The organism is Micromonospora phaseoli (assembly GCF_900109115.1).
GTDB lineage: Bacteria > Actinomycetota > Actinomycetes > Mycobacteriales > Micromonosporaceae > Micromonospora > Micromonospora phaseoli.
Genome location: NZ_FNYV01000008.1, coordinates 271,148 through 290,774, shown reverse-complemented (window position 1 = coordinate 290,774; position 19,627 = coordinate 271,148). Strand labels below are relative to the sequence as shown.

16 protein-coding genes are annotated in these 19,627 nt (G+C 69.0%); 11 read left to right on the top strand and 5 right to left on the bottom strand.

Annotated elements, in window-relative coordinates:
• Window positions 1-411: 411 nt before the first annotated feature.
• Complete coding sequence (locus tag BMY89_RS21320; RefSeq protein ID WP_332455107.1) at window positions 412-1,599, bottom strand: tetratricopeptide repeat protein; 1,188 nt, start codon at window positions 1,597-1,599, stop codon at window positions 412-414.
• 109 nt (window positions 1,600-1,708) lie between these two features.
• Here BMY89_RS21320 and BMY89_RS21315 point away from each other — a divergent pair, with 109 nt between their 5' ends.
• Window positions 1,709-2,119: a PPOX class F420-dependent oxidoreductase gene (locus BMY89_RS21315; protein WP_170147754.1), complete on the top strand. Its 411-nt coding sequence runs from the start codon at window positions 1,709-1,711 to the stop codon at window positions 2,117-2,119.
• Window positions 2,120-2,393: 274 nt separating this feature from the next.
• Here the strand turns inward: BMY89_RS21315 and BMY89_RS21305 are convergent, their stop codons facing one another.
• Window positions 2,394-3,833, bottom strand: coding sequence for an RICIN domain-containing protein (locus tag BMY89_RS21305; protein ID WP_232521464.1), 1,440 nt, complete (start codon window positions 3,831-3,833; stop codon window positions 2,394-2,396).
• 447 nt (window positions 3,834-4,280) lie between these two features.
• Here BMY89_RS21305 and BMY89_RS21300 point away from each other — a divergent pair, with 447 nt between their 5' ends.
• Genes BMY89_RS21300 through BMY89_RS21295 form a run of 3 tightly spaced genes read left to right on the top strand, consistent with a single transcriptional unit; the run spans window position 4,281 to window position 6,320 of the window.
• Window positions 4,281-4,922 (top strand): ThuA domain-containing protein, encoded by a 642-nt coding sequence (locus BMY89_RS21300; RefSeq protein ID WP_092381784.1) that lies wholly within the window; start codon window positions 4,281-4,283, stop codon window positions 4,920-4,922.
• Window positions 4,923-4,936: 14 nt separating this feature from the next.
• The gene (locus BMY89_RS30490) at window positions 4,937-5,092 is read left to right on the top strand and encodes a hypothetical protein (RefSeq protein WP_170147755.1); all 156 of its coding nucleotides are present in this window, start codon (window positions 4,937-4,939) and stop codon (window positions 5,090-5,092) included.
• 31 nt (window positions 5,093-5,123) lie between these two features.
• Window positions 5,124-6,320: an MFS transporter gene (locus BMY89_RS21295; RefSeq protein WP_175510396.1), complete on the top strand. Its 1,197-nt coding sequence runs from the start codon at window positions 5,124-5,126 to the stop codon at window positions 6,318-6,320.
• A 198-nt stretch (window positions 6,321-6,518) separates the two neighbouring features.
• Here BMY89_RS21295 and BMY89_RS21290 read toward each other — a convergent pair whose 3' ends face one another.
• Window positions 6,519-7,916: a family 43 glycosylhydrolase gene (locus BMY89_RS21290; RefSeq protein WP_092381783.1), complete on the bottom strand. Its 1,398-nt coding sequence runs from the start codon at window positions 7,914-7,916 to the stop codon at window positions 6,519-6,521.
• A 507-nt stretch (window positions 7,917-8,423) separates the two neighbouring features.
• Here BMY89_RS21290 and BMY89_RS21285 point away from each other — a divergent pair.
• Both BMY89_RS21285 and BMY89_RS21280 read left to right on the top strand, forming a co-directional pair.
• The gene (locus tag BMY89_RS21285) at window positions 8,424-9,317 is read left to right on the top strand and encodes a DUF1996 domain-containing protein (RefSeq protein WP_092381782.1); all 894 of its coding nucleotides are present in this window, start codon (window positions 8,424-8,426) and stop codon (window positions 9,315-9,317) included.
• Window positions 9,318-9,389: 72 nt separating this feature from the next.
• Window positions 9,390-10,064, top strand: a complete 675-nt coding sequence (locus tag BMY89_RS21280; RefSeq protein ID WP_092381781.1) for a DUF305 domain-containing protein — start codon at window positions 9,390-9,392, stop codon at window positions 10,062-10,064.
• Between the two features lie 80 nt (window positions 10,065-10,144).
• Here BMY89_RS21280 and BMY89_RS21275 read toward each other — a convergent pair whose 3' ends face one another.
• Together BMY89_RS21275 and BMY89_RS21270 are read right to left on the bottom strand one after the other, a co-directional pair.
• Window positions 10,145-11,284: a substrate-binding domain-containing protein gene (locus BMY89_RS21275; RefSeq protein WP_092381780.1), complete on the bottom strand. Its 1,140-nt coding sequence runs from the start codon at window positions 11,282-11,284 to the stop codon at window positions 10,145-10,147.
• On the bottom strand, window positions 11,268-13,229 hold the full coding sequence (locus tag BMY89_RS21270; protein WP_092381779.1) for a heparinase II/III domain-containing protein: 1,962 nt from the start codon (window positions 13,227-13,229) through the stop codon (window positions 11,268-11,270). Before BMY89_RS21270 ends, BMY89_RS21275 begins: the two co-directional genes overlap by 17 nt.
• 369 nt (window positions 13,230-13,598) lie before the next feature.
• On the opposite strand from BMY89_RS21270, the gene BMY89_RS21265 reads away from it, so the two are divergent.
• The 5 genes from BMY89_RS21265 (at window position 13,599) to BMY89_RS21245 (ending at window position 19,595) form a co-directional block, all read left to right on the top strand.
• Window positions 13,599-15,584, top strand: a complete 1,986-nt coding sequence (locus BMY89_RS21265) for a DUF2264 domain-containing protein (protein WP_198414084.1) — start codon at window positions 13,599-13,601, stop codon at window positions 15,582-15,584.
• Window positions 15,585-15,641: 57 nt separating this feature from the next.
• Complete coding sequence (locus tag BMY89_RS21260; protein ID WP_092381778.1) at window positions 15,642-16,943, top strand: ABC transporter substrate-binding protein; 1,302 nt, start codon at window positions 15,642-15,644, stop codon at window positions 16,941-16,943.
• A gap of 172 nt (window positions 16,944-17,115) precedes the next feature.
• A complete protein-coding gene (locus BMY89_RS21255; protein WP_092381777.1) occupies window positions 17,116-18,024 on the top strand; it encodes a carbohydrate ABC transporter permease in 909 nt (302 codons plus the stop codon).
• Window positions 18,024-18,923 carry a carbohydrate ABC transporter permease gene (locus BMY89_RS21250; protein WP_092381776.1) on the top strand — a complete coding sequence of 300 codons (900 nt, stop codon included), beginning with the start codon at window positions 18,024-18,026 and terminating at the stop codon, window positions 18,921-18,923. Before BMY89_RS21255 ends, BMY89_RS21250 begins: the two co-directional genes overlap by 1 nt.
• 3 nt (window positions 18,924-18,926) lie before the next feature.
• Window positions 18,927-19,595, top strand: a complete 669-nt coding sequence (locus tag BMY89_RS21245) for a hypothetical protein (RefSeq protein WP_092381775.1) — start codon at window positions 18,927-18,929, stop codon at window positions 19,593-19,595.
• The last annotated feature ends 32 nt before the right edge of the window (window positions 19,596-19,627 follow it).

Below are 19,627 nucleotides of genomic sequence, written 5' to 3'. Positions count from 1 at the left end.
GCGGGCAGCGCCAGGCTGTCAAGGACGGGTTGATCCACCTCCTTCGTCTCGACGAGGATCAGCGCCCGGCAGTGGCTGGACCGCCGGCAGTCGGCATCGGGCGAGCGAGCCAACTGGTGGCTGTACCTGCTGCTGGTCATCGATCAACACTTGGGAGACCAGTCGGGCCGGCGGACGGACTGGGCGCAGCTGAAGCTCTGGCTGCTTCGACAGGGACGCGCCCGAGCCGTGTTCAGCGAAGCCGCCAGCGCCGAGAAGCTGGCGTACTTCGCGGCGGATATGCGCCGATCGAGGATCGAGCTGGTGCGCACCGACCTGCTCTCCCGACACGAATCGTCATTCGCGGTCGGCGGCATGAGCGTTCGGTCGTGGGATTCGACCGTGGGCCGACGGCCGCATGTCGGGCAGCGGTCAAGCCGCGTGTCGGCGAACGACGAAGACGTCGGCGTCCGAGATCCGTCCAGCAAGGCGACCGGCGTCGTGGATCTGATCGTCCGTCATCATCGGGACGATCTTGTGTGCCTCATGGATGCCGTCGCCGCCGCCGACACTGAGCATGGCGAGGTACCAACGCAGCGCCTGGACGAGGTCGACGGGACCACCGAAGCCGTCGCGGTACCAGCACGCTGCCGCGAACATACAACCCCGGTGCCCAGTCTCGGCGCCCCGGACGTACCACCGCAACGCCTCGTCATCGATATCAAGCTCGCTGAGGCGGTTCGCGAGATGCGGGTATGCCTCATGCACTCCGGCTTCCGCTGCCTGCCGAAGCCACCGCACAGCCTCATGGTGATCGCTTTCCCTGATGCCGAGGTTGTAGGCCGCGTAGCCGTCACCAGCCTGCGCCGACGCCCGATACAGCGCCATCGCCCGGGTCGTGTCGCCCAACCCGTCGGCGCCGCCGTCGAGCAGAAACGCCAGCGCGCGCTGCGCCTCCGGGTCACCTTCGGCGGCGGCGGCCTCCAACAGCTCAGCACCGGCGGCCCGCTGGTCAAGGTGAAACGCGAGAATGACGCCGAGCATCGTACGGGCACGGCTCTGATCCGCCGGCAGCTCACGTAGACGCGGCACGAGCAGTTCCAGCTGCCGCTGCGCTCGCGTGTCCTCCTCCTTCGCCGCACGCAGGAACCACTGCGCAGCCAGGACCGGGTCATGCCGCTTATGGGCATACAGCGCCCCAAGGTCGAACGAGACCCGACGTGCGTCGGCTACCGCGGCCGCCAGCAGTAGTCGTTCCGCTTCGACGTCGTCTGCCGTGACGCCCTGCCCGGTGGCGTACATGATGCCGGCCATGCGAAGGGCTGCGGAATCGCCGAGCTCCGCGGCGCGGCGGTACCAGTTCAGCCCGACCGCGTACCGTTGCGCGTTCGCGTGAATCGCCCCGAGGTTGTATGCGGCCTCCGCGCTGCCCAGATCGGCGGCACGCTCGTACAGCGACAGCTTCCTGGCCGTGTCCACCGGCCCGCCGAGCCCTTCGCCGGCAAGCTGAGCTGACAGCAACAGCGCATCAGGGTCGTCGCCGGCCAGCTCCAACAGCTCCCGGGCCACCTCGTACTCCCGCCGCTCAACAGCCAACAAGCCCTGCTCGTACGCCGTCATCGTCACGATCGGCAGTGTAGGCGGCCTCCGGATGACGCCGCTGTGCAGAGCGCTTAACATGATCTTGGTCCGCTTGCTGCCCTTGGCCGATCTCGGGAAGACTCGTCTCATGACACGTCAAGTCGACTTCGACGAGAATGAGTATTTTGCATTGCGGACGTTCCGCCAGGATGGGTCATCGGTGTCGACCCCGGTATGGCTGGCGCCAGCGGGAGGGAGCCTTTACGCCTATACACCCGGCCGCTCATGGAAGGTGCAGCGGATCCGGCAAAAATCGACAGTCGAGGTTGCGCCGTCCAACTTTGCCGGTGAACCTCACGACGATTGGTGGCACGGCCACGCGAGGGTGCTTCCCGCGTCGGAGTTGCGTGTTGCCAAGCGCGCGCTCACCGCGAAGTACGGCAACAAGTTCCGGTGGTTCACCATCGTGACGCTGGTCGGCCGCCTTCGGAAGTACGGCGGGCGCGCCGTTGGCCTCGAGATCAGCCTCGATCGTGTGACGCCAGGCGACAATAGATGAGCGAGCGCATTTCTGCGCCGCTCGCCATTCGGTAGCGGGCTTGGGGGATGTAGATGTTCCCTGTCCAGGTAGTGGCCGTGTAGTAGTAGTTGCCGTTGTGGTAGCCGAGCCATGGGTCGGCGCTGTTGGGTGTACCGACGACGGGGTTCTGGAACGATGCTCCAGGAGCCGCTGTCCTTTCGAGCGCGGAGGCGGCTCCCCGGCACCGAGCGCGAGCTCGGCACCGGGGGTGAGGGGGCCGTACCGCGGATCCGCGGTCACGTCGAGACGGCCGTCAGACGGCTGTGCGCGACCACTGCTGGTTGGTGCCGGTGTTGCACGGATACTGTTTGAGGATCGCGCCGTTCGCGGTCGATGCGGACGGTACGTCCACGCATCTGCTGCTGTGCCGTGCTCTGAGCTGGAAGTAGCTGCCGTTGGCGACCATCTGGAACTGCTGGTTGGTGCCGGTGCCGCAGGTGTACTGGATGATCTCGGCGCCGTCGGCGGTTGACGCGCCCACCACATCGAGGCACTTTCCGCTGTGCCGGCTGATGATGCGCCAGTAGCCGCTGCCGGCGTCCTGGAACTGCCACTGCTGCCAGGCGTTGCCGCCGTAGGTGTACTGGCCGACGCGCGCGCCGTTGTCGGTGTTCGGTGATTGGACGTCCATGGCCTTGCCGCTGTGGCGCACGTCGATGCGGTAGAAGGTCCCCGTTGCGGGCGGAGGCGTCGTGGGGCCGCCGCCGATGGTGTCGCCCCAGGCGTACCGGATCCGGTCGGCGCCGGAGGTGTTGCGGATGGTCAGGTTGAGGTCGGTGCCGCTGCCGCTGAGGGAGAACATCGAGTACCAGTCGTAACCGATGCTGCCAGTCTTGCCACCGAGGGCGGGCCAGTAGGTGCCGCCCATCTGGTTGTCGCGCATGACCTGGGCCATGGCGCGGATGTGGCGCACGAAGTTGTCGGTGCTGCCCGCGTCGGCGTAGTTGCGGCCGTCGTTCATGGGCGCGCCGAACTCGGTCGCGACCGCCCGGGAGGCGCAGTTGCCGAGGCGGGTCTGAATGTGGCTGCGGAAGGCGTCGTAGGTCATCTCGCCGTAGAAGAAGGCGTAGTGGTGGAAGGACAGCAACGTCGAGTTGAAGCGGCTGTCGTTGCAGATGTCCCGCAGGTCCTGGCTGAGGCCGGTGCCGCCGATGAGCACCCGGCCGGGCACCGCCGAGTAGTGGTAGCTGAGCCAGTTCGCCGCGACGTTGCGCCAGTCCGCCGAGCTGTAACCGTGCGGCTCGTTCATCGGCTCGAAGTACACATTGGTGTTCGAGCCGTACGTGTTGGTCACCGTGGACCACATCGCGTTCCACGCGGCGAGGTTCGTGATCCTGCCGCCGGAGGCGGCGCCGTCCTCCCAGTAGGCGAGGATGACCTTGAATCCGCGGTCGGTAGCGGCGTCGATGGCACCCCGGTAGGCGTTCCACCACGTCGTCCCGACCGTGTGGGTGTTGATTGGCAGCCGGACGGTGTTGACCCCCATGGTGGAGGCCATGTCGTCGTAGATGGCGTTGGCCTTGGCCCGTACTGTCGCGTTGCTGTCGGACTGGCTCAGTCCCTGCACGACGAGCGGGCCGGTGCTGAAGTTGTCTCCCAGCACCGCCCAGTTCATGCCTCGGAACTGGCGGGTGGCGGCAGTGGCCGGCGACGAGATGGCGACGACGCTACCCAGCGCTGTCAGAGCGGTCACCAGGGCGATTAGCAGCGGGCGCGACGACCGACTGCTCCGCGATGATGCATGACCATCAGACGATGTGATCCCTGTCATCGAACTTCCAATCACTGAACTTGGGGCCTCCGGTTCGGACATCAGCTGATGTCGTCTTGGTTACATCGGTAACGGAAACAACAACAAGACACCAGAATTCGAACCGAAACGTTCAGTAACATTCAGGCTCGAACACAGCGGCCAGTACGATCGATCGGATCCATCCCCGTCATCATGGCGCGCCCGTACCATGGTTGCCGCGGAAGCGGTCAGGTGTTTTGGTCACGTGACCGGCAGTCGACACGGATTCCTGGGCACCACCGGCACCGCCACACCACCATCCCACCCGGGTCCCGACCCGGCCGGTTGCCGATCCGGAGCGCAGGATGGCATCGTGCAGGTGGTGACCGGTGCCAGGGTAGATGTCAGATGAAGCGAGTCTTGGTCTTCTCCCGCACGGCGGGGTTCCGGCACGATTCGATCCCGACCGGCGTGCGGACCATCCGCGAGCTGCGATCCGAAGTCGAGGTCACGGAGGACCCGGGCGTCTTCACGCGGAGCAACTTGGCTCGATTCGCCGCGGTCGTCTTCATGAACACCAACGGCCGTGTGCTCAGCGACGTCGGCCGGACGGCGTTCGAGGCGTACGTGCGCGGCGGCGGCGGCTTCCTCGGCGTGCATTCCGCCGCTGCCACCGAGTACGGCTGGCCGTTCTACGGCGAACTGGTCGGCGCCTGGTTCGACAAGCACCCGGAGGTACAACCCGCCACGGTCACCGTTGTCGACGCGGATGACCCGGCGACCGCTCACTTGCCAGAGTCCTGGGCGTTCGTCGACGAGTGGTACGACTTCCGCTCGTACCCCGACGCCCGGATCCTGCTGCGCGTCGACGAGTCCACGTACGACGGTGGCGGCATGGGCGCCGACCACCCACTGGCCTGGTGCCACGAGCGGCTCGGCGGCCGGGCCTTCTACACCGCGCTCGGACACACGATCGAGGCGTACGCCGAGCACGCGTTCCGCGACCATCTGGCCCACGCGCTGCGGTGGGTGACCGGAGACACTACCTAGTGCCTGATTGGCCGGTGTGCGAGCTGGCCGGCCGCTACCGCGAGGTGCTCGCCCTCACCGACGAACTGCTCGCCGGCTGCACCGCGACGGAGCGGGCGGCCGTGCTGGCCGGTACCGCCCACCGCGTCTACTCCCTGCCGTCAACGCGCGACGAGCCTGACGCGCCCTAAGGTGATCTACCGTGGCAGTCGAGGAGCGCAGATGATGCTACGACCTGGTGTACAGCGTGCTCTGATCGCTGCCGTCCAGGTGCTCGGCCTGGCGGTGTGGTTCTCGGCCTCCGCCGTGGTGCCGGCGCTGCGCGAGTCGTGGCAGATCAGCGCGGCCGCATCCGTGTGGCTGACCGCGTCCGTCCAACTGGGGTTCGTGGCGGGTGCCATCACGTCAACCATGCTGAACCTGGCCGACCGGACGAAGGCGCACCTTTTGATGGCGGTCTGCGCGACGCTGGCCGCCGCCTGCACCGGCGTCTTCGCCCTCGCCGTCGACGGGCTGGCCGGCGCCATCCCGCTGCGGTTCCTCACCGGTGTGTTCCTGGCCGGGGTGTACCCGGTCGGCATGAAGCTGACCGGGTCCTGGGCGCCGCCGGCCCGTCGGGGACTCGCGTTCGGCATCATGATCGGCGCGCTGACCCTCGGCTCGGCCCTACCGCACCTGATCGGCGGGCTGGGCGATCTACCGTGGCGCGGCGTGATGGGCGCTGCGGCCGGATGCGCGGCCCTCGGCGCGGTGGTGGCCGTGACCCTCGTGCGGGAAGGTCCGCAGTTCACCCCGGGCACGCCACCGCGACCGCATCCGAGGTACGCCCTGGAGATGTTTCGCCAGCGCGGACCCCGGTTGGTGAACTTGGGTTACTTCGGGCACATGTGGGAGCTGTACGCGCTGTGGACCTGGCTGCCCAGCTTCCTGATCGCGGGCACGGCGGCCCGGACGGGTCGCGATGACGCGAACGTCAGCCTGCTCGCGTTTCTTGCCATCGGCGTCGCTGGGGTCGCCGGATGCCTGGCTGGCGGATGGGCCGCAGACCGGTTCGGACGCCCTCGGGCCGCGGTCACCGCCTTGGTTGTCAGCGGCGCCTGCTGCCTGGCATCACCGCTGTTCTTCACCGCCCCGCCCGGCGCCGTCGTGGTGTTGGGTGTGGTGTGGGGTGCAGCGGTGATCGCGGACTCCGGCGTCTTCTCCACCGCGTTGAGTGAGGTCGCCGACAGGCGGTACGTCGGAACCGCGCTCACCGCGCAGACGGCCATCGGCTTCGCCTTGACCGTTGTCACCATCCAGCTCGTACCCGTCCTGGCCGACGCGGTCGGCTGGCGCTGGGCCTTTTTGCTGCTCGTCCCAGGCCCGCTGGTTGGCGCGCTGGCGATGCGCGCGTTCGGCCACCAGCCCGCCCGAGCTTGATCCGCGGAAGTACCCTGGCGTCGGCCCTGCTATCCGGAACGGCGCAACCTGCCCGCGCCGACGCAACCAGGTCATCAAGTACGAGATCGTCCGCGGCGGCGTCCTTGTCAGCGGACCGCCCGACGAGGCGGCCCGCAAGATCGAGGCCGCATCCTGCACCGGTGGGGTGCAGGTGATGTTCTCCTCCCGGGGTGCCGGTCAGAGGGTGGGGGTGACGGGTTGGATGGTGCCGTCGGCGTTGAACCGCAGTTGGTCGATGGTGACCTCGCGGTTGGTTCCGTTGCCGGCCGGGATGGCGAAGCGGTGGTAGGCCATGTACCAGGTGTCGCTGCCCGGGGCCTGGACCACCGACTGGTGCCCGGGGCCCTTGATCCCGAGATTCAGGTTCTTGGACAGGATGGTGCCGTGGTGGTTCCAGGGGCCGAACGGTGATGTGCCCGTGGCGTACTCGACGTGGTAGTTCTCGGAGCGGGTGTCGTCTACCGAGTACGTCAGGTAGTACGTGTTGTTGCGCCTGAACACGAACGCCGCTTCGCGGTAGTTGGGCAGGCTGAAGGCGCGGACCTGTCCCAGGTCGAAGGAGACCATGTCGGCGTTCAGCCGTACGGCATATGCCGAGCCGTTGCCCCAGTACAGGTAGGACTGCCCGTCGGTGTCGGTGAAGACGTGCGGGTCGATCATCTGGCCGCTGCGGAAGCCGGCGGGGACCAGGGGCCGGCCGAGCGGGTCGGTGAACGGCCCGGTCGGGCTGCTGGAGGTCGCGACGCCGATGCTGGTCGCGGCGCTGAAGTAGAAGTAGTAGCGGTTGTTGCGGTAGGCGATCGTCGGCGCCCAGGCCCGGTCGTCGGCCCAGCTGATCTGGGGACCGAGGTCGAGGATGGTGCCGTGGTGGGTCCAGTTCACCAGGTCGGTGGAGGAGAACGCGGTGAACCGGCTGCCGTTCCAGCCGTTGTAGCCATCGGTGGTGGGATAGAGGTAGTAGCGACCGTTGAGGTGGGCGATGTTCGGGTCGGCGTACAGGCCCTTGATGACCGGGCTGCGACGGCCGGCGACCCACGGCGTGGTGACGCGGAAGGAGCTGTCCGCGGCGAACGTGGTGGGGTTGGTGGTGGGCGCGTCGAGCCAGAGCTCGCTGTCGCGGTGACGGAGGAATCGCCCGGGATAGTTGGTCGACTCCAGACGTACCGATCCGCTGACCGAGCCGTCGCGGACGCAGAAGGTGGCGTCGGCGAGGAAGGTGGCGGTGCCGGCGTTGGCCTCCAGCCGGATCCGGTAGTCGCGGTGGCGCAACCACATGCCGTTTGCAGCCTGGAACGACACGCAGCCGGTGCCGCCTGCCAGCCCGGGAGTCACCGTGAAGGTCGCGTCGCTCTTGGCCTGAGCGGAACTGGTGGGGCCGACTGCGGCGATGCCGCCCAGGTAGTCGGTGTGCCGGAGATAGGAGCCGGCCATGTTCACCGATTGCAGCGATCGGGCTCCGGCCGGGATCTCGGCGGCGTGGGCGGGCTGTGTCGCGACAACCGTCACCACGGAGGCGCCGAGGATGACCGTCATCGCGCGGGCGACCGGTTTTCGACCGGGGCGGAGCAAGGGCATGATCGCACTCCTCGGGTCGGCGTTCGGGGGCACCTGGCGACACGGAAGGTCCCGTGTCGAGCGGTCGCCGCAGCATTACGCCGTGTTACTCGACGTTTGCAGCAGTGTTGTCGTTCACATCGACGGATGTCAAGAAGTGTGACGGCGGGCCGTTGCGCCGTTAGTCCTGCCGGTTCCACCGAGTTCACGAGTCGGCGCACCTCCAAAGAGAGGTGACGTTATCGCTAACATCCGTGCTGCGGTGCGGCTGACGGCGGCGCCGGCCTGGCTCGCCCGACCTGTCTCCCATCGCGGTGGCGCACAAGGTGATCGTCGCGAGTCCGCCGCGTGATCTGCCACCAATTGCCGCACGTATTGACAATCGTCGAAATCGGGGTGAGGCTGAACGATGAGAGCGCTCTCTCGGACCGGGTTCAACCCACCACCACAAGTCTGGCCAGGGAAACTCCGATGTCTTCGGCGGCGGCGCCGGAGGTGTCCCTGACCCGTTCCTGGACAGGAGTCAAGATGGACAGGGCCGCACCCCTCTCCGCCATTCGCAGCCGACTGCGCCTCGCCTCGGCGATCGGCGCCTTGCTGGCGCTGCTCGGCACCTACATCGTGTCCACCACCGCGCGGGCTGACGCCGCCCCGGGCATCAACGCCATCCGGGTGGCGGAGTTCCCCGCCGACTGCACGTACAGTCACCGGCTTCCGGACGACCCGATCATCTTCCCCGGACTGCCCGGCGCCTCGCACATGCACAGCTTCTTCGGCAGCACGGTGACCAACGCCCACACCACGCTCCCGGACCTGGTCAACTCGCCCACCACCTGCAACCCGCGGGTGGACGTCTCGTCGTACTGGGTGCCGACCCTCTACAACAACAACGTGCCGGTGGAGCCAACCATCGCCACCTTCTACTACCTGGGCGAGGGCGTACGCGCCGACGTCGTCGCACAGACCCAGCCGTTCCCGCTGGGGTTGCGGCTCGTCGCCGGCAACGCTCGGGCCGCCGGGCCGGGCGAGAGCATTGCCCGCTGGTCCTGTCTGCACGCGGGGCACGTGCCGCCGTCGAAGAACTTCGTCAACTGCCCGGCCGGCACGATGTTGGAGTCCTACCTGGACTTCCCCCAGTGCTGGAACGGCCGGGACCTGGACTCGCCGGACCACAAGAGCCACCTGGCGTACCCGGTGAACCAGGCCTGCCCGGCCACCCACCCGGTACACGTGCCGAAGCTACGGCAGGTGCTGAGGTATCCGGTCAGCGGTGACCCGTCGCGGTTCCGACTGGCGTCCGGACCGGGCTACACGATGCACGGCGACTTCTTCAACGCCTGGCCGGTGGAGGAGATGTCTCGCCGGGTCCGTGACTGCATCCGCCCGGTCATCAAGTGCGGGCACGACGGCCGACCGATCTGACCAGACACGCTCGCACCCGACGGCGGGCCCGGTCTCGCCGGGCCCGCCGTCGGCGAACGCGCAGGAGGCCAGATGCGGGTATCCGTCGCCGTACCGTCCACTCTGCTCATCGCGGTGCTGCTCGCCGCCGGCTGCTCCGCTGGGTCACCGCAGGTCGCCGGCCCGTCGCCGGCATCCGCACCGCCGCCGGTCGCGCCGACGAGCGAGGCGGTACCGCCCCAGGGCTCCTCTGGACCGTTCGGTGCCACCGACATCGCCTGGCTCCAGCTGACGGTGGCGATGGCCGAACGGCTGCTGCCGGTGCTCGACCTGGTGCCGGCCCGGACCACCGACCGGGCGTGGCGGCGCCTGGCCGCCCGGGTCGAGGCCAGCCACCGCGCCGACCTGGCCCGGTCCCACCGGCTGCTGGGCGTCTCCGGCGCGCCGGCAACCAACCCCCACGAAGGCCACGACATGCCGGGAATGGTCACGGAAGACGAGTTGGCCACGCTGCGGTCGGCCACCGGGAAAACCTTCCACCGGCTGCTCGCCGGGCACCTGCGTGCGCACCTGTCCCAGTCGGTCCGGATCGCCGCCGCGGCACAGCGGGGTGGAATCCACCCGGCGACCACCGCGCTGGCCGCGGCCGTGGTTCGGGGCGGCACCACCGAACTCGCGCGGCTTGACCGACTCGACCGGCCACCAATTGCCACCCCGACGGCGGGCATTGCCGCCGAGCCCGCCGACCGCGACGCTCAGGCGGCGTGACGAGCGGCTCGGTGCACAGCGCATCGGCGGCGCGGCCACTATCCTGGCCGCCCGACCCGGCGCCGGTGACCGTGGCACAGCTATACGCGTGGTGCTGCGGTGGACTCACGAATCCGCAGGGAGGGGCTGATGACGACCCGATGGGTGGGACGGTCGGGATCGGCGAGCCGGTCGGCGACGAGGCGTACCGCGGCGCGACCGATGGAACGCCTCGGGGGACGGACCGCCGTCAGCGGCGGGCTGAAGAGCCCGACGACCTCGTCGTCGTAGGCCACGATGGACAAATCGCCGGGTACGGTGAGATGCCGTTCCTCGCAGCGCTGCACCAGTGCGATGGCCTCCGCGTCGGCGTGCACCAGCAGCGCCGTGGTTGCGGTCTCCCGGCAGCGGTCAAGGACCTGGTCGAGGAGGGCGTCGCGGTCGGGTGAGCGGATGTCGGGTATCACCGCCTCCAGGGTGTCCTGAGGATTCATGTCGCACTCGGCCGCCGCGTCGAGCCAACCGCGGCGCACGTGCGGTCGGGTGGGGCTGTTGGCGTCGAGAACGAGGCCGACCCTGCGATGCCCGAGGGAGGTGAGATGTCGGACCGCCATGGCCGCGCCCAGGGCGTGGTCGGTCACCACCGACTCCATCACGGCGTGGTGTGCCCCGACCGTGGCGGACCGTTCCAGCAGCACGACCGGAACGCCGATGTGGGCGAGCCAGTCGATGGTGCGTCCGGCGGTGGGAGCGTCCATGCGGGGGACGACGATCAGTGCATCGACGCCCATCCGGTCGACGAGGCGGGTCAGCTGCGGCGTGTCGTCCTCCGTGTCGTAGGAGGAGCCACGCAGGACCACCCGCATGTCGAGCTCGCGGGCGGCCTCCTCGGCGCCGCGGGCCACGTCGGGCCAGTAGTAGTCGAGTGAGGGTACGAGCATGCCGAGGGTACGCCCGCTGAGGGAGTCCAGCCCGGTGGTGGGTTCCTCCTCGGGTGTCGGCGGATCGCCCGGTTCGATCAGGGCCACGCCGCCGTGGACCCGCTGCACCAGGCCCTCGGCGGCCAACTGGGCCAGGTCACGGCGAATGGTGACCGGGGCGGCGCCGAGCCGCCGGGACAGGTCGGAGATGCGCATCCATCCGTCCCGTTGCAGTGCCTCAAGCAGGTGCTGGCGACGGGCGGCCTGCAGTGGCCCCCGGGGGGCCTCGGGCCGGCTGACGGCGTTACCTCTCCTGGTCATCGGGCACCTCCGAGGAAGACACTTCGCGGGTGGGGGACTCCTCGACGGTGAGGACGAACGTGCCGGTGGCCGTGGCCGCGCCGACGTCGATCTCCAGGCGGGTGAGTGTCCGCCCCCACACGCTGATGAGCATAGGATCATCAAGTGGGCGCGCAGTCGCGGTGCCGGGGGCGGACGCGGGCTGCCAGGTCAGCCTGAGGCGACCGGCGCCGTGACGTGCGGTGATCTCCGCCTGGCCCGCGCTGAGCTGCACGTCACCGGCGGCGAGCAGATGGATGTGGGTCGGCGCGGAGGCGTCGGTCGGGGCGAGGTCCCAGGCATCGGTGACGACGATCCGCCCGCTGTCGCGCTCCAACCGTGCGCTGCGCCGCCAGTGGCGCACGTCCGTGCGTGGGTACGCGGCGGCGATGTCCAGGGACAACTCGGTTTTCGCATGGCCGGTGACGGCCGCCACGTCGCGGGCGCGGTAGGCGTGACCGGTGGCCTGAGCGGTACCCCGGATGTGGGGGACGTTGTGCCAGGCGCTCTGCATCGTCCAGATGTCGTAGCGGTCGGGCCCGAAGGTCTGTGCGGTGTAGGTGGGGCGGCCGGCATCGACGAGTACGGGTACGCCGTTGAGGGCGACCACGAAGCCGCCGACATCGTTGTGGTTGTGGTGTTCGCCGTTGTGCCCGCCCTTGATCGCCAGGGTCAGACCGGCTGGGCTGCCTTGCGTGGGGCGGGCCAGCAGCACCTCGATGGAGGGGAGCCACACGTCGCGTGGCAGCGGCGGTACGCCGGGGGCGGCGTTGATCCATTCCTGGTGGCTCAACGCGCGGAGCAACCGACCGAGACCCTGCTCCTCGTCGGCCACGGGCGCGTCGCGGTCGCGGTGGGCGGCGGCGTGTGCCAGCGCATCCCGGTCGCCGACGCGCCGTGCGGCCCGGTACAGGGCCTCCCAGGGTTGGGTGGCCGGCGGCCGGGCCACCCCGTCGGCGTGGTTGAGATACCAGGCGCCGCCCAGGTGCATTCGATGGGGGAAGGCGACGGTGTGCCGTAGGGCCTCGCCCGGCACCCCGTCGAGCCTTCCGCCGCTGGCGTGGGCGAGGATGTCGAGTGCCTCGAGTGCCCGGCACGCGCCCTGCCACCAGTATCCGTAGCCTTCGTCGACGGCACCGTCGACCGGCAGAGAGGCCACGTACCGGTCGAGGCCCTCGATGATCAAATCGACGATCGCCGCACGGCGCGGTGGGTCATCGACCAGGCGCAGCGCGGCGACGAGGACGTTGGCGTGGATCCACGCGTTCCAGTTGTGCACGTCGCCGTCGAGGCCGAGCCAGTGCCAGTCGCGGCGCTCGGCGAACGGGGTCAGCACGCGCCGGTCGACTTCGTGCCGGATGCGCGGGCGTAGGCCCGGTGTGTGCTGGTCGAGTGGTCCGCCGAGCAGGTGGTCGATCCAGGCGAGCTGCGCGGCGACCTCGCCCGCGCCGAGGTCGAGGACCGGATCGGTCATGGTCGGCAGCACCGCACCGTGGAGGGTGTGGGTGTCGTCGTGGGCGGGCCAACACCAGGAACTCTGCTCGCACAGCAACACGACGCCGTCGACCACCTCGTCGAGCCAGTCCGGGTCGAGCGTCGCGGCGGCGAGGACGCTGGCCCGGCTCAGGCGCCGTTGCCGGGCGAAGACCAGCTGTTCGTAGGTGTCGCGGTCGCCGTCGCGGAAGTATCTGGCGTAGTGACGGGCCAGCGGCGAAGGCCAGGGTTGGCCGAGGTCCTCTTCGGCCCGGGCGCGCAGACGCCTCAGCGTGGGCACGTCCAACCGCGACTCGGCCCAGGTGGCTCGCTCCTGTGCCGGGGGCACGGGCAGCGAAGTCTCGGGGGGTTCGAGCACCTGCTCGAGCAGAGCAGGTCCGACACCCGGCCAGGCGGCGGCGAGCGGACCGGTGAAGCGGTCGATGGCGGGCATGGTTCCTCGATGAACGGCAGAGCGGACGTGAACCATTGTGACCGTATCAGGCTCCATCGCGATCGATCACAATCTAATCGGCCCGATTGGTCCCATAGAAGAGGTCTGTTACCCCCCCCCCCCCCCCCCCCCCCCCCCACACACGCACCTACGGAGTGTCCATCTTCGACGTTTCTGTTCACCAATAGACGTATTGACGTGCGCGCGTTCTTGATCGAACGTGTCCGTCTGAGTTTGATGATGGCATTGACTTGTTCTGTTGTGAGCGCTTTACTTCGGAAACCCAGCTGTTGCCTGCCCGACACACAGCTGGCGACATCTTCCGTTCGCCACTTCCCCCTGAGGTGGGCCGATGCGACAGGACCGCCGATGATGTCCGGCACGCCGAGCGATGTGGTCCCGACCACGACGGTCCCGCACCCCGCCGGGACATGGAGCCGCCGCGACTGGCTGGCCCTCGCCGACCGTCTGCTCGCCGCCGCCCGGCCGCACGCCTCACCAGGGCACGCCCTCATCACCTTTCCCGGCCCACCCGGTGGGTACGGGCGAGCCGTCGACGGGCTGGAGGGGTTCGCCCGGACGTTCCTGCTGGCCGGCTTCCGGGTGGCCGGTGCACGGGGGGAGGGCGTCGACGAGCTTGTCGACTGGTACGCGGCCGGGATCGCCGCCGGTACCGATCCGACCTCGTCGGAGCGGTGGGTCCGGTTGGACGAGCACCCCCAGGCGAAGGTGGAGGCCGCCTCGCTGGCCCTGATCCTCGACCTGACCCGGCCGTGGCTCTGGGACCGGCTGCCAGCCGCCGTGCAGGAGCGCGTGGTGCGGTACCTCGCCCCGGCGGTCGGCGACGACACGTACCCGAGGATCAACTGGGTCTGGTTCCGCCTTCTTGTGCAGACGTTTCTGCGTTCGGTGGGCGGGCCGTACTCGCTGGACGAGATGGCCGAGGATCTCGCGACCCACGACAGCCTCGCGCGCCCCGACGGCTGGATGTCCGACGGCCCGGAACGCGCCTACGACCACTACGTCGGATGGGCGCTGCACCTGTATCCGACGCTGTGGGCGAGGATGGCCGGCGCCGCCGACCTCGCCGCCGGCCGCCGGGACAGGGACCGGGCGAACCTCGACCGCTTCCTGCGCGACGCGGTCGCTCTGGTGGGTGCCGACGGGTCACCGCTCATCCAGGGGCGGAGCCTGATCTACCGGTTCGCCGCCGCGGCGCCGTTCTGGGTCGGCGCCATCGCCGAGGTGCCGTCGGTCAGCCTCGGGCAGCTGCGCCGGGCCGCCACGCAGACCGTACGCCACTTCGTCACCCACGGTGCTCCCGACGCGGATGACCTGCTCACGCTCGGCTGGCATCGGCCGTGGCCGCGTCTCGCCCAGCACTACTCCGGGCCCGGATCGCCGTACTGGGCGTGCAAGGGACTGCTCGGCATCGCGCTGTCCGACGACCATCCGGTGTGGCGGGCGCCGGAGCAGCCACTGCCGGTCGAGGAGAGCGACACCGTGCGGGCCCTACGCGCACCGGGCTGGCTGATCTCGGCCACCCGATCCGACGGCATCGTGCGGGTGGTCAACCACGGCACCGACCACGCGGACGAGGGCGCCAGCGTCGCAGACTCACCCCTCTACAGCCGCCTCGGCTACTCGACCGTGACCAGCCCGGTGCTCGACGAGAGCGGCTGGTTGACCCCGCTCGACCAGTCGGTCACCCTGGTCGACGGTGCCGGTCGCGCCACCCACCGCGCCGGCATGCGCCTGTTCGCCCTGCGGGTCGGCGACGACGGCCTCGGCGTGGCCGGATCGCGCACCCTCGCCCACTGGGTCGATCCGGACCCGGACCAGCGCGACCACGGCAGTGGGCGCGGCGGCCGGTCGTGGCCGGCAGGTCATCTCACCGTCTACTCGCTGGTCCGCGGTCCCTGGGAGCTTCGCCTGGCCCGGATCGAGGACCTCGCCGAGGGAGCCGACGCGACCGGTCTGCGGCTGGTCGTCGGCGGCTGGGCGGTGCCGGACGGGGTGGCCTCCACCGCCAGCGGCGGCGTGCTCAGCGTGACCGGAGCGGGCCTGACCAGCCGGCTGGAGAACGTCCTCGGCACCGGTTCCCCCGGCACCACCTCGGTCGCCGCTGGTGGTCCGCTGGGCGACTCGCTGGTGGTGCCGTGGCTCGCGTACCCGGCCCGGACCGGCACGTGGATCGCATCCCTGGTCGAGCTGTCCGGCGGTGACGCGAGCGCCGACCGGCAGGCGTGCCGGGCCGTGCTCGACGCCGTCGGCGCGCACGTGACGGTCGACTGGCCGGACGGCCTCAGCACCACGATCCGCCTCGACATCGACCCGACCAGGTCAACCGGTTAGTCGGCCTGGCACCAGCGTGGGCCCCACCCCCGGGGCCCCTGATCCTAAGGAGAAGGGATGAAACGCGCGATACCAGCCGTCGTCAGCACCGCGATGGCGCTGACGCTCGTCCTCGCCGGTTGCGGCGGCGAGGACGAGCCGGTCGACCCCAACGCCCCGGTGACGATCACCCTGGCGGGCTGGAGCCTGTCCTCCACGCCGGAGTTCAAGACGCTCGCCGACGGGTTCAAGGCGACACGCCCCAACGTGACGGTCGAACTCAAAGAGTACGACGCCGCGAACTACGACACCCAGATGATCGCCGATCTCGCCGCCGGCACGGCGCCGGACGTGTACGTGTTGAAGAACCTGAGGAACTTCTACACGTATCAGAGTGGGGGGCAGCTTCTCGACGTGTCCGAGGCCGGGTCCGCGCTCGGCTCGCTGCCCGCGCTGGCCCCCTACCAGGTCGACGGCAAGACCTACGCGGTCCCGTACCGGCAGGACTCGTGGGTGCTGTACTACAACAAGGAGCTGTTCGACAAGGCGAAGGTGGCCCATCCGGACGGGAGTTGGACCTGGGACGACTACGTCGCCGCGGCGAAGCAGCTCACCGCCGGGCTGAAGGGCGCCGGATCCACCGCGACGGGCGCCTACCAACACGTCTGGCAGTCGACAGCGCAGGGCTTCGCGCTCGCCCAGACGCCCGGCGCAGATCTGCTCTCCGGCGACCTCGCCTACCTGAAGCCGTACTACCAGCGGTCGCTCGACCTGCAGGCCGCCGGCGCGCAGCCGACGTTCGGCACCGCGAACACCAACAAGCTCAGCTACCAGGTGCAGTTCGGCAAGCAGCAGTCGGCGATGCTGCTCATGGGCACCTGGTACGTAGCCACCCTGCTGAACCAGCGTAAGAGCGGCGAAGCCGACACATTCGAGTGGGGCATCGCCCCCGCGCCGCAGTACGACCGGTCCACCGCCGGCACCTCCGCTACGCCGGTCACCTTCGGCGACCCGACCGGCATGGGGATCAACCCGAAGATCAGCAAGTCGAAGGTCGCCGCGGCTCAGGCGTTCCTCGCGTACGTGGCCGGTGAGGAGGCCGGCAAGGCACTGGCGGGCATCGGCATCACTCCCGCACGGGCCTCCGACCCGATCACCGAGACGCTGTTCGCCCTCGACGGCGTACCCGGCGACGACCTGTCGAAGTTCGCGTACGGCACGCACGAGATCCGTCCGGAGAACCCGGTTTCGAACCATACGGCCGGCATGCAGAACGTGCTCAACGACCTGCACTCGGCAGTCATGTCCGACAGCAAGGGCCTCGACGAGGCCATCACGGAGGCGCAGGCCCGCGCCAAGAACGAGGTCCTCACCCAGTGACTCCTCCACCCACCCCTCCCCGGCGGTCGGGCGCGGCCGGCGTGCGGTTCCGGTGGAGAGAGATTCAGTGACCAGTCGCCGTTGAGCGCGATCGGCGGGTCCGGCGTACGACGCGAGCCGGGCGCCGGGCCCGCCACCTGACACGAAAACGCTTCCCCCGGAGAGTCCTCTCATGGCAGCAACACTGACGCGGCTGCGCCCCAGACGCAGCCGGCTGGTATGGCGCAACACCGTCGCGGGCTGGTCGTTCATCCTGCCGAACTTCGTCGGCTTCGCCCTGCTCACGCTGGTGCCGGTGGTGGCGCTGTTCTACCTGGCCTTCACCAACTGGAACGTGTTCGGGGCGGCCGAGTGGACCGGCAGCGCGAACTTCCGGCGGATGTGGGGGGATGCGAGCTTCTGGACCGCACTGCGCAACACCTTCTACTACACGGTCTTCCACATCCCGCTGACCATGGCCGCAGCCCTCGGTCTGGCGCTGCTGCTCAACCGCAAGCTACGCGGTGTGGGGTTCTTCCGGACCGCCGCATTCTTCCCCTACATCACGTCCATCGTGGCGATCGCGGTGGTGTGGAACCAGTTGTTCAGCCCGGAGTACGGGCCGGTCAACGCATTCCTGCGGGCCGTCGGAGTCGACAATCCGCCCGGCTGGACGACGTCGGCGGACTGGTCGATGCCGGCGGTCATCATCGTCGGGACCTGGCGGGAGATGGGCTACTACATGCTGCTGTTCCTGGCTGGCCTGCAGACCATCCCCGCCCAGCTGTACGAGGCCGCCAAGATCGACGGTGCGACCTCATGGCAACGGTTCCGGCACGTCACGATCCCGGGGCTGAGGCACACCACGTTCTTCGTCGTCGTGATGCTGACCATCGGCAGCTTCAAGGTCTTCGACCTCATCCTCGTGATGACCGAGGGCGGTCCCGGCCAGTCCACCCTGGTGCTGTCGCAGTACATCTACCAGAAGGGCTTCGTCGAGAACCAGTTCGGCTACGCCTCGGCGGTCTCCATCGTGTTGTTCGCGATCTGCTTCGGGGTCACGGGCATCCAGTTCTGGATCAACAACCGGAGGGAGAGCTGATGACCGCGACTCGCCTCACCACACCCCACGCACCCCTCACCATCACCGGGCCGGTCAACCCCGAACCCGGCCGCCGCGTCACCTCCCGCGGTTGGCGGCTGGTGGGATACCTCGCTCTCGTCCTCGCGGTGGCCGCGCTGCTGCTGCCGTTCTACTGGATGGTGATGTCGTCGCTGAAGACCAACAGCGACGTCTTCACCATCCCGATCAAATGGGTTCCGGACACGCTGGTATGGCGAAACTACATCGACATCTGGCAACGGTCCGACATGACGACGTGGCTGAAGAACACCCTGCTGCTGTCGGTCCTCGTCACCCTGCTCCAGGTGTTCACCGGCAGCTTCGCCGCCTACGGCTTCGCCCGGATCCGCTTCCCGGGCCGCAACCTGCTGTTCCTGGCCTACATCGGGACCATCGCAGTGCCATGGCAGTCGTACATGATCCCGCAGTTCATCCTCATGTCCAAGCTGCACCTGTCAAACACGTTGTGGGCGATCGTCGCACTCCAGGCGTTCGGCGCGTTCGGGGTGTTCCTGATGAAGCAGTTCTACGAGACGATCCCCGAGGAACTCAGCGAGTCGGCCCGGGTGGACGGCCTCTCCGAGTTCGGCATCTACCGGCGGATCATGCTGCCGCTGTCCCGCCCGGCGCTGGCGAGCCTGACGCTGCTCACGTTCGTCACCACCTGGAACGACTATCTCGGTCCGCTGATCTACCTGCGCAGTCCCGAGCTGCGCACCATCCAGCTGGGGCTGCGCACGTTCATCTCGCAGTACAACGCCGAGTACGCGCTGATCATGACGGGTTCCGTGCTGTCCGTGCTGCCCGTGGCGGTCATCTTCCTGCTCGGGCAGCGGCACTTCGTCGAAGGCATCGCCAGCACCGGGCTGAAGGGCTGACCGATGCGGCACGACACCATCCAAGCCATCTTCGACGGGGTGTACACCGCACTGGTCACCAACATGCTGCTGGTGGCCGGTGGCCTGCCGCTGGTGCTGCTCGCGGTCACCACCGACAGCACCCGGGCCTGGCCGCTGTACGCGCTGGCCGCACCGCTGTGTGCACCCGGGCTGTGCGGGATCTTCGCGGTGATGTCCGCCTACTCGGCCGGTCGGGCCGACGGCCCGCTGCGCACCTTCGGCCGTGCCTGGCGGGCCACCGCCCGGCCGGCGATGCTCTGGACCGCCGCGGCGACCGTCGTCCTGGTCGTCCTCGGCGTGGACGCGTACGCCCTCTGGGGACACCGGGCCGGAGCGGTCACGCTGCCGATCCTGGCCATGCTGACCGTCCTCACCGTCGCCACCACGCTGCTCGGACTGGTGGCCATCGCGGAACAGCCCGCCGCGCGGCTGCGCCGGGTGGCGCGGGCCTGCCTCTATCTGGCGGTGCGCCGCTGGTACCTCACCGTCGCGTCGCTGCTGGTGCTCGCCCTGTTGGCGCAGCTCGTCGCGTTGCGCCCCGCGATCGCCCTGGGGTTCGCCGCCGCGCCGCTGCTGTACGTGGTCTGGGCGAACAGCCGCTTCTGCCTGCGCGTGGCACTCGACCCGCCGACGGAACCCCGAACCGCCTGACGTCGCCGTCACCACAGCTCGACAGCCAGGTC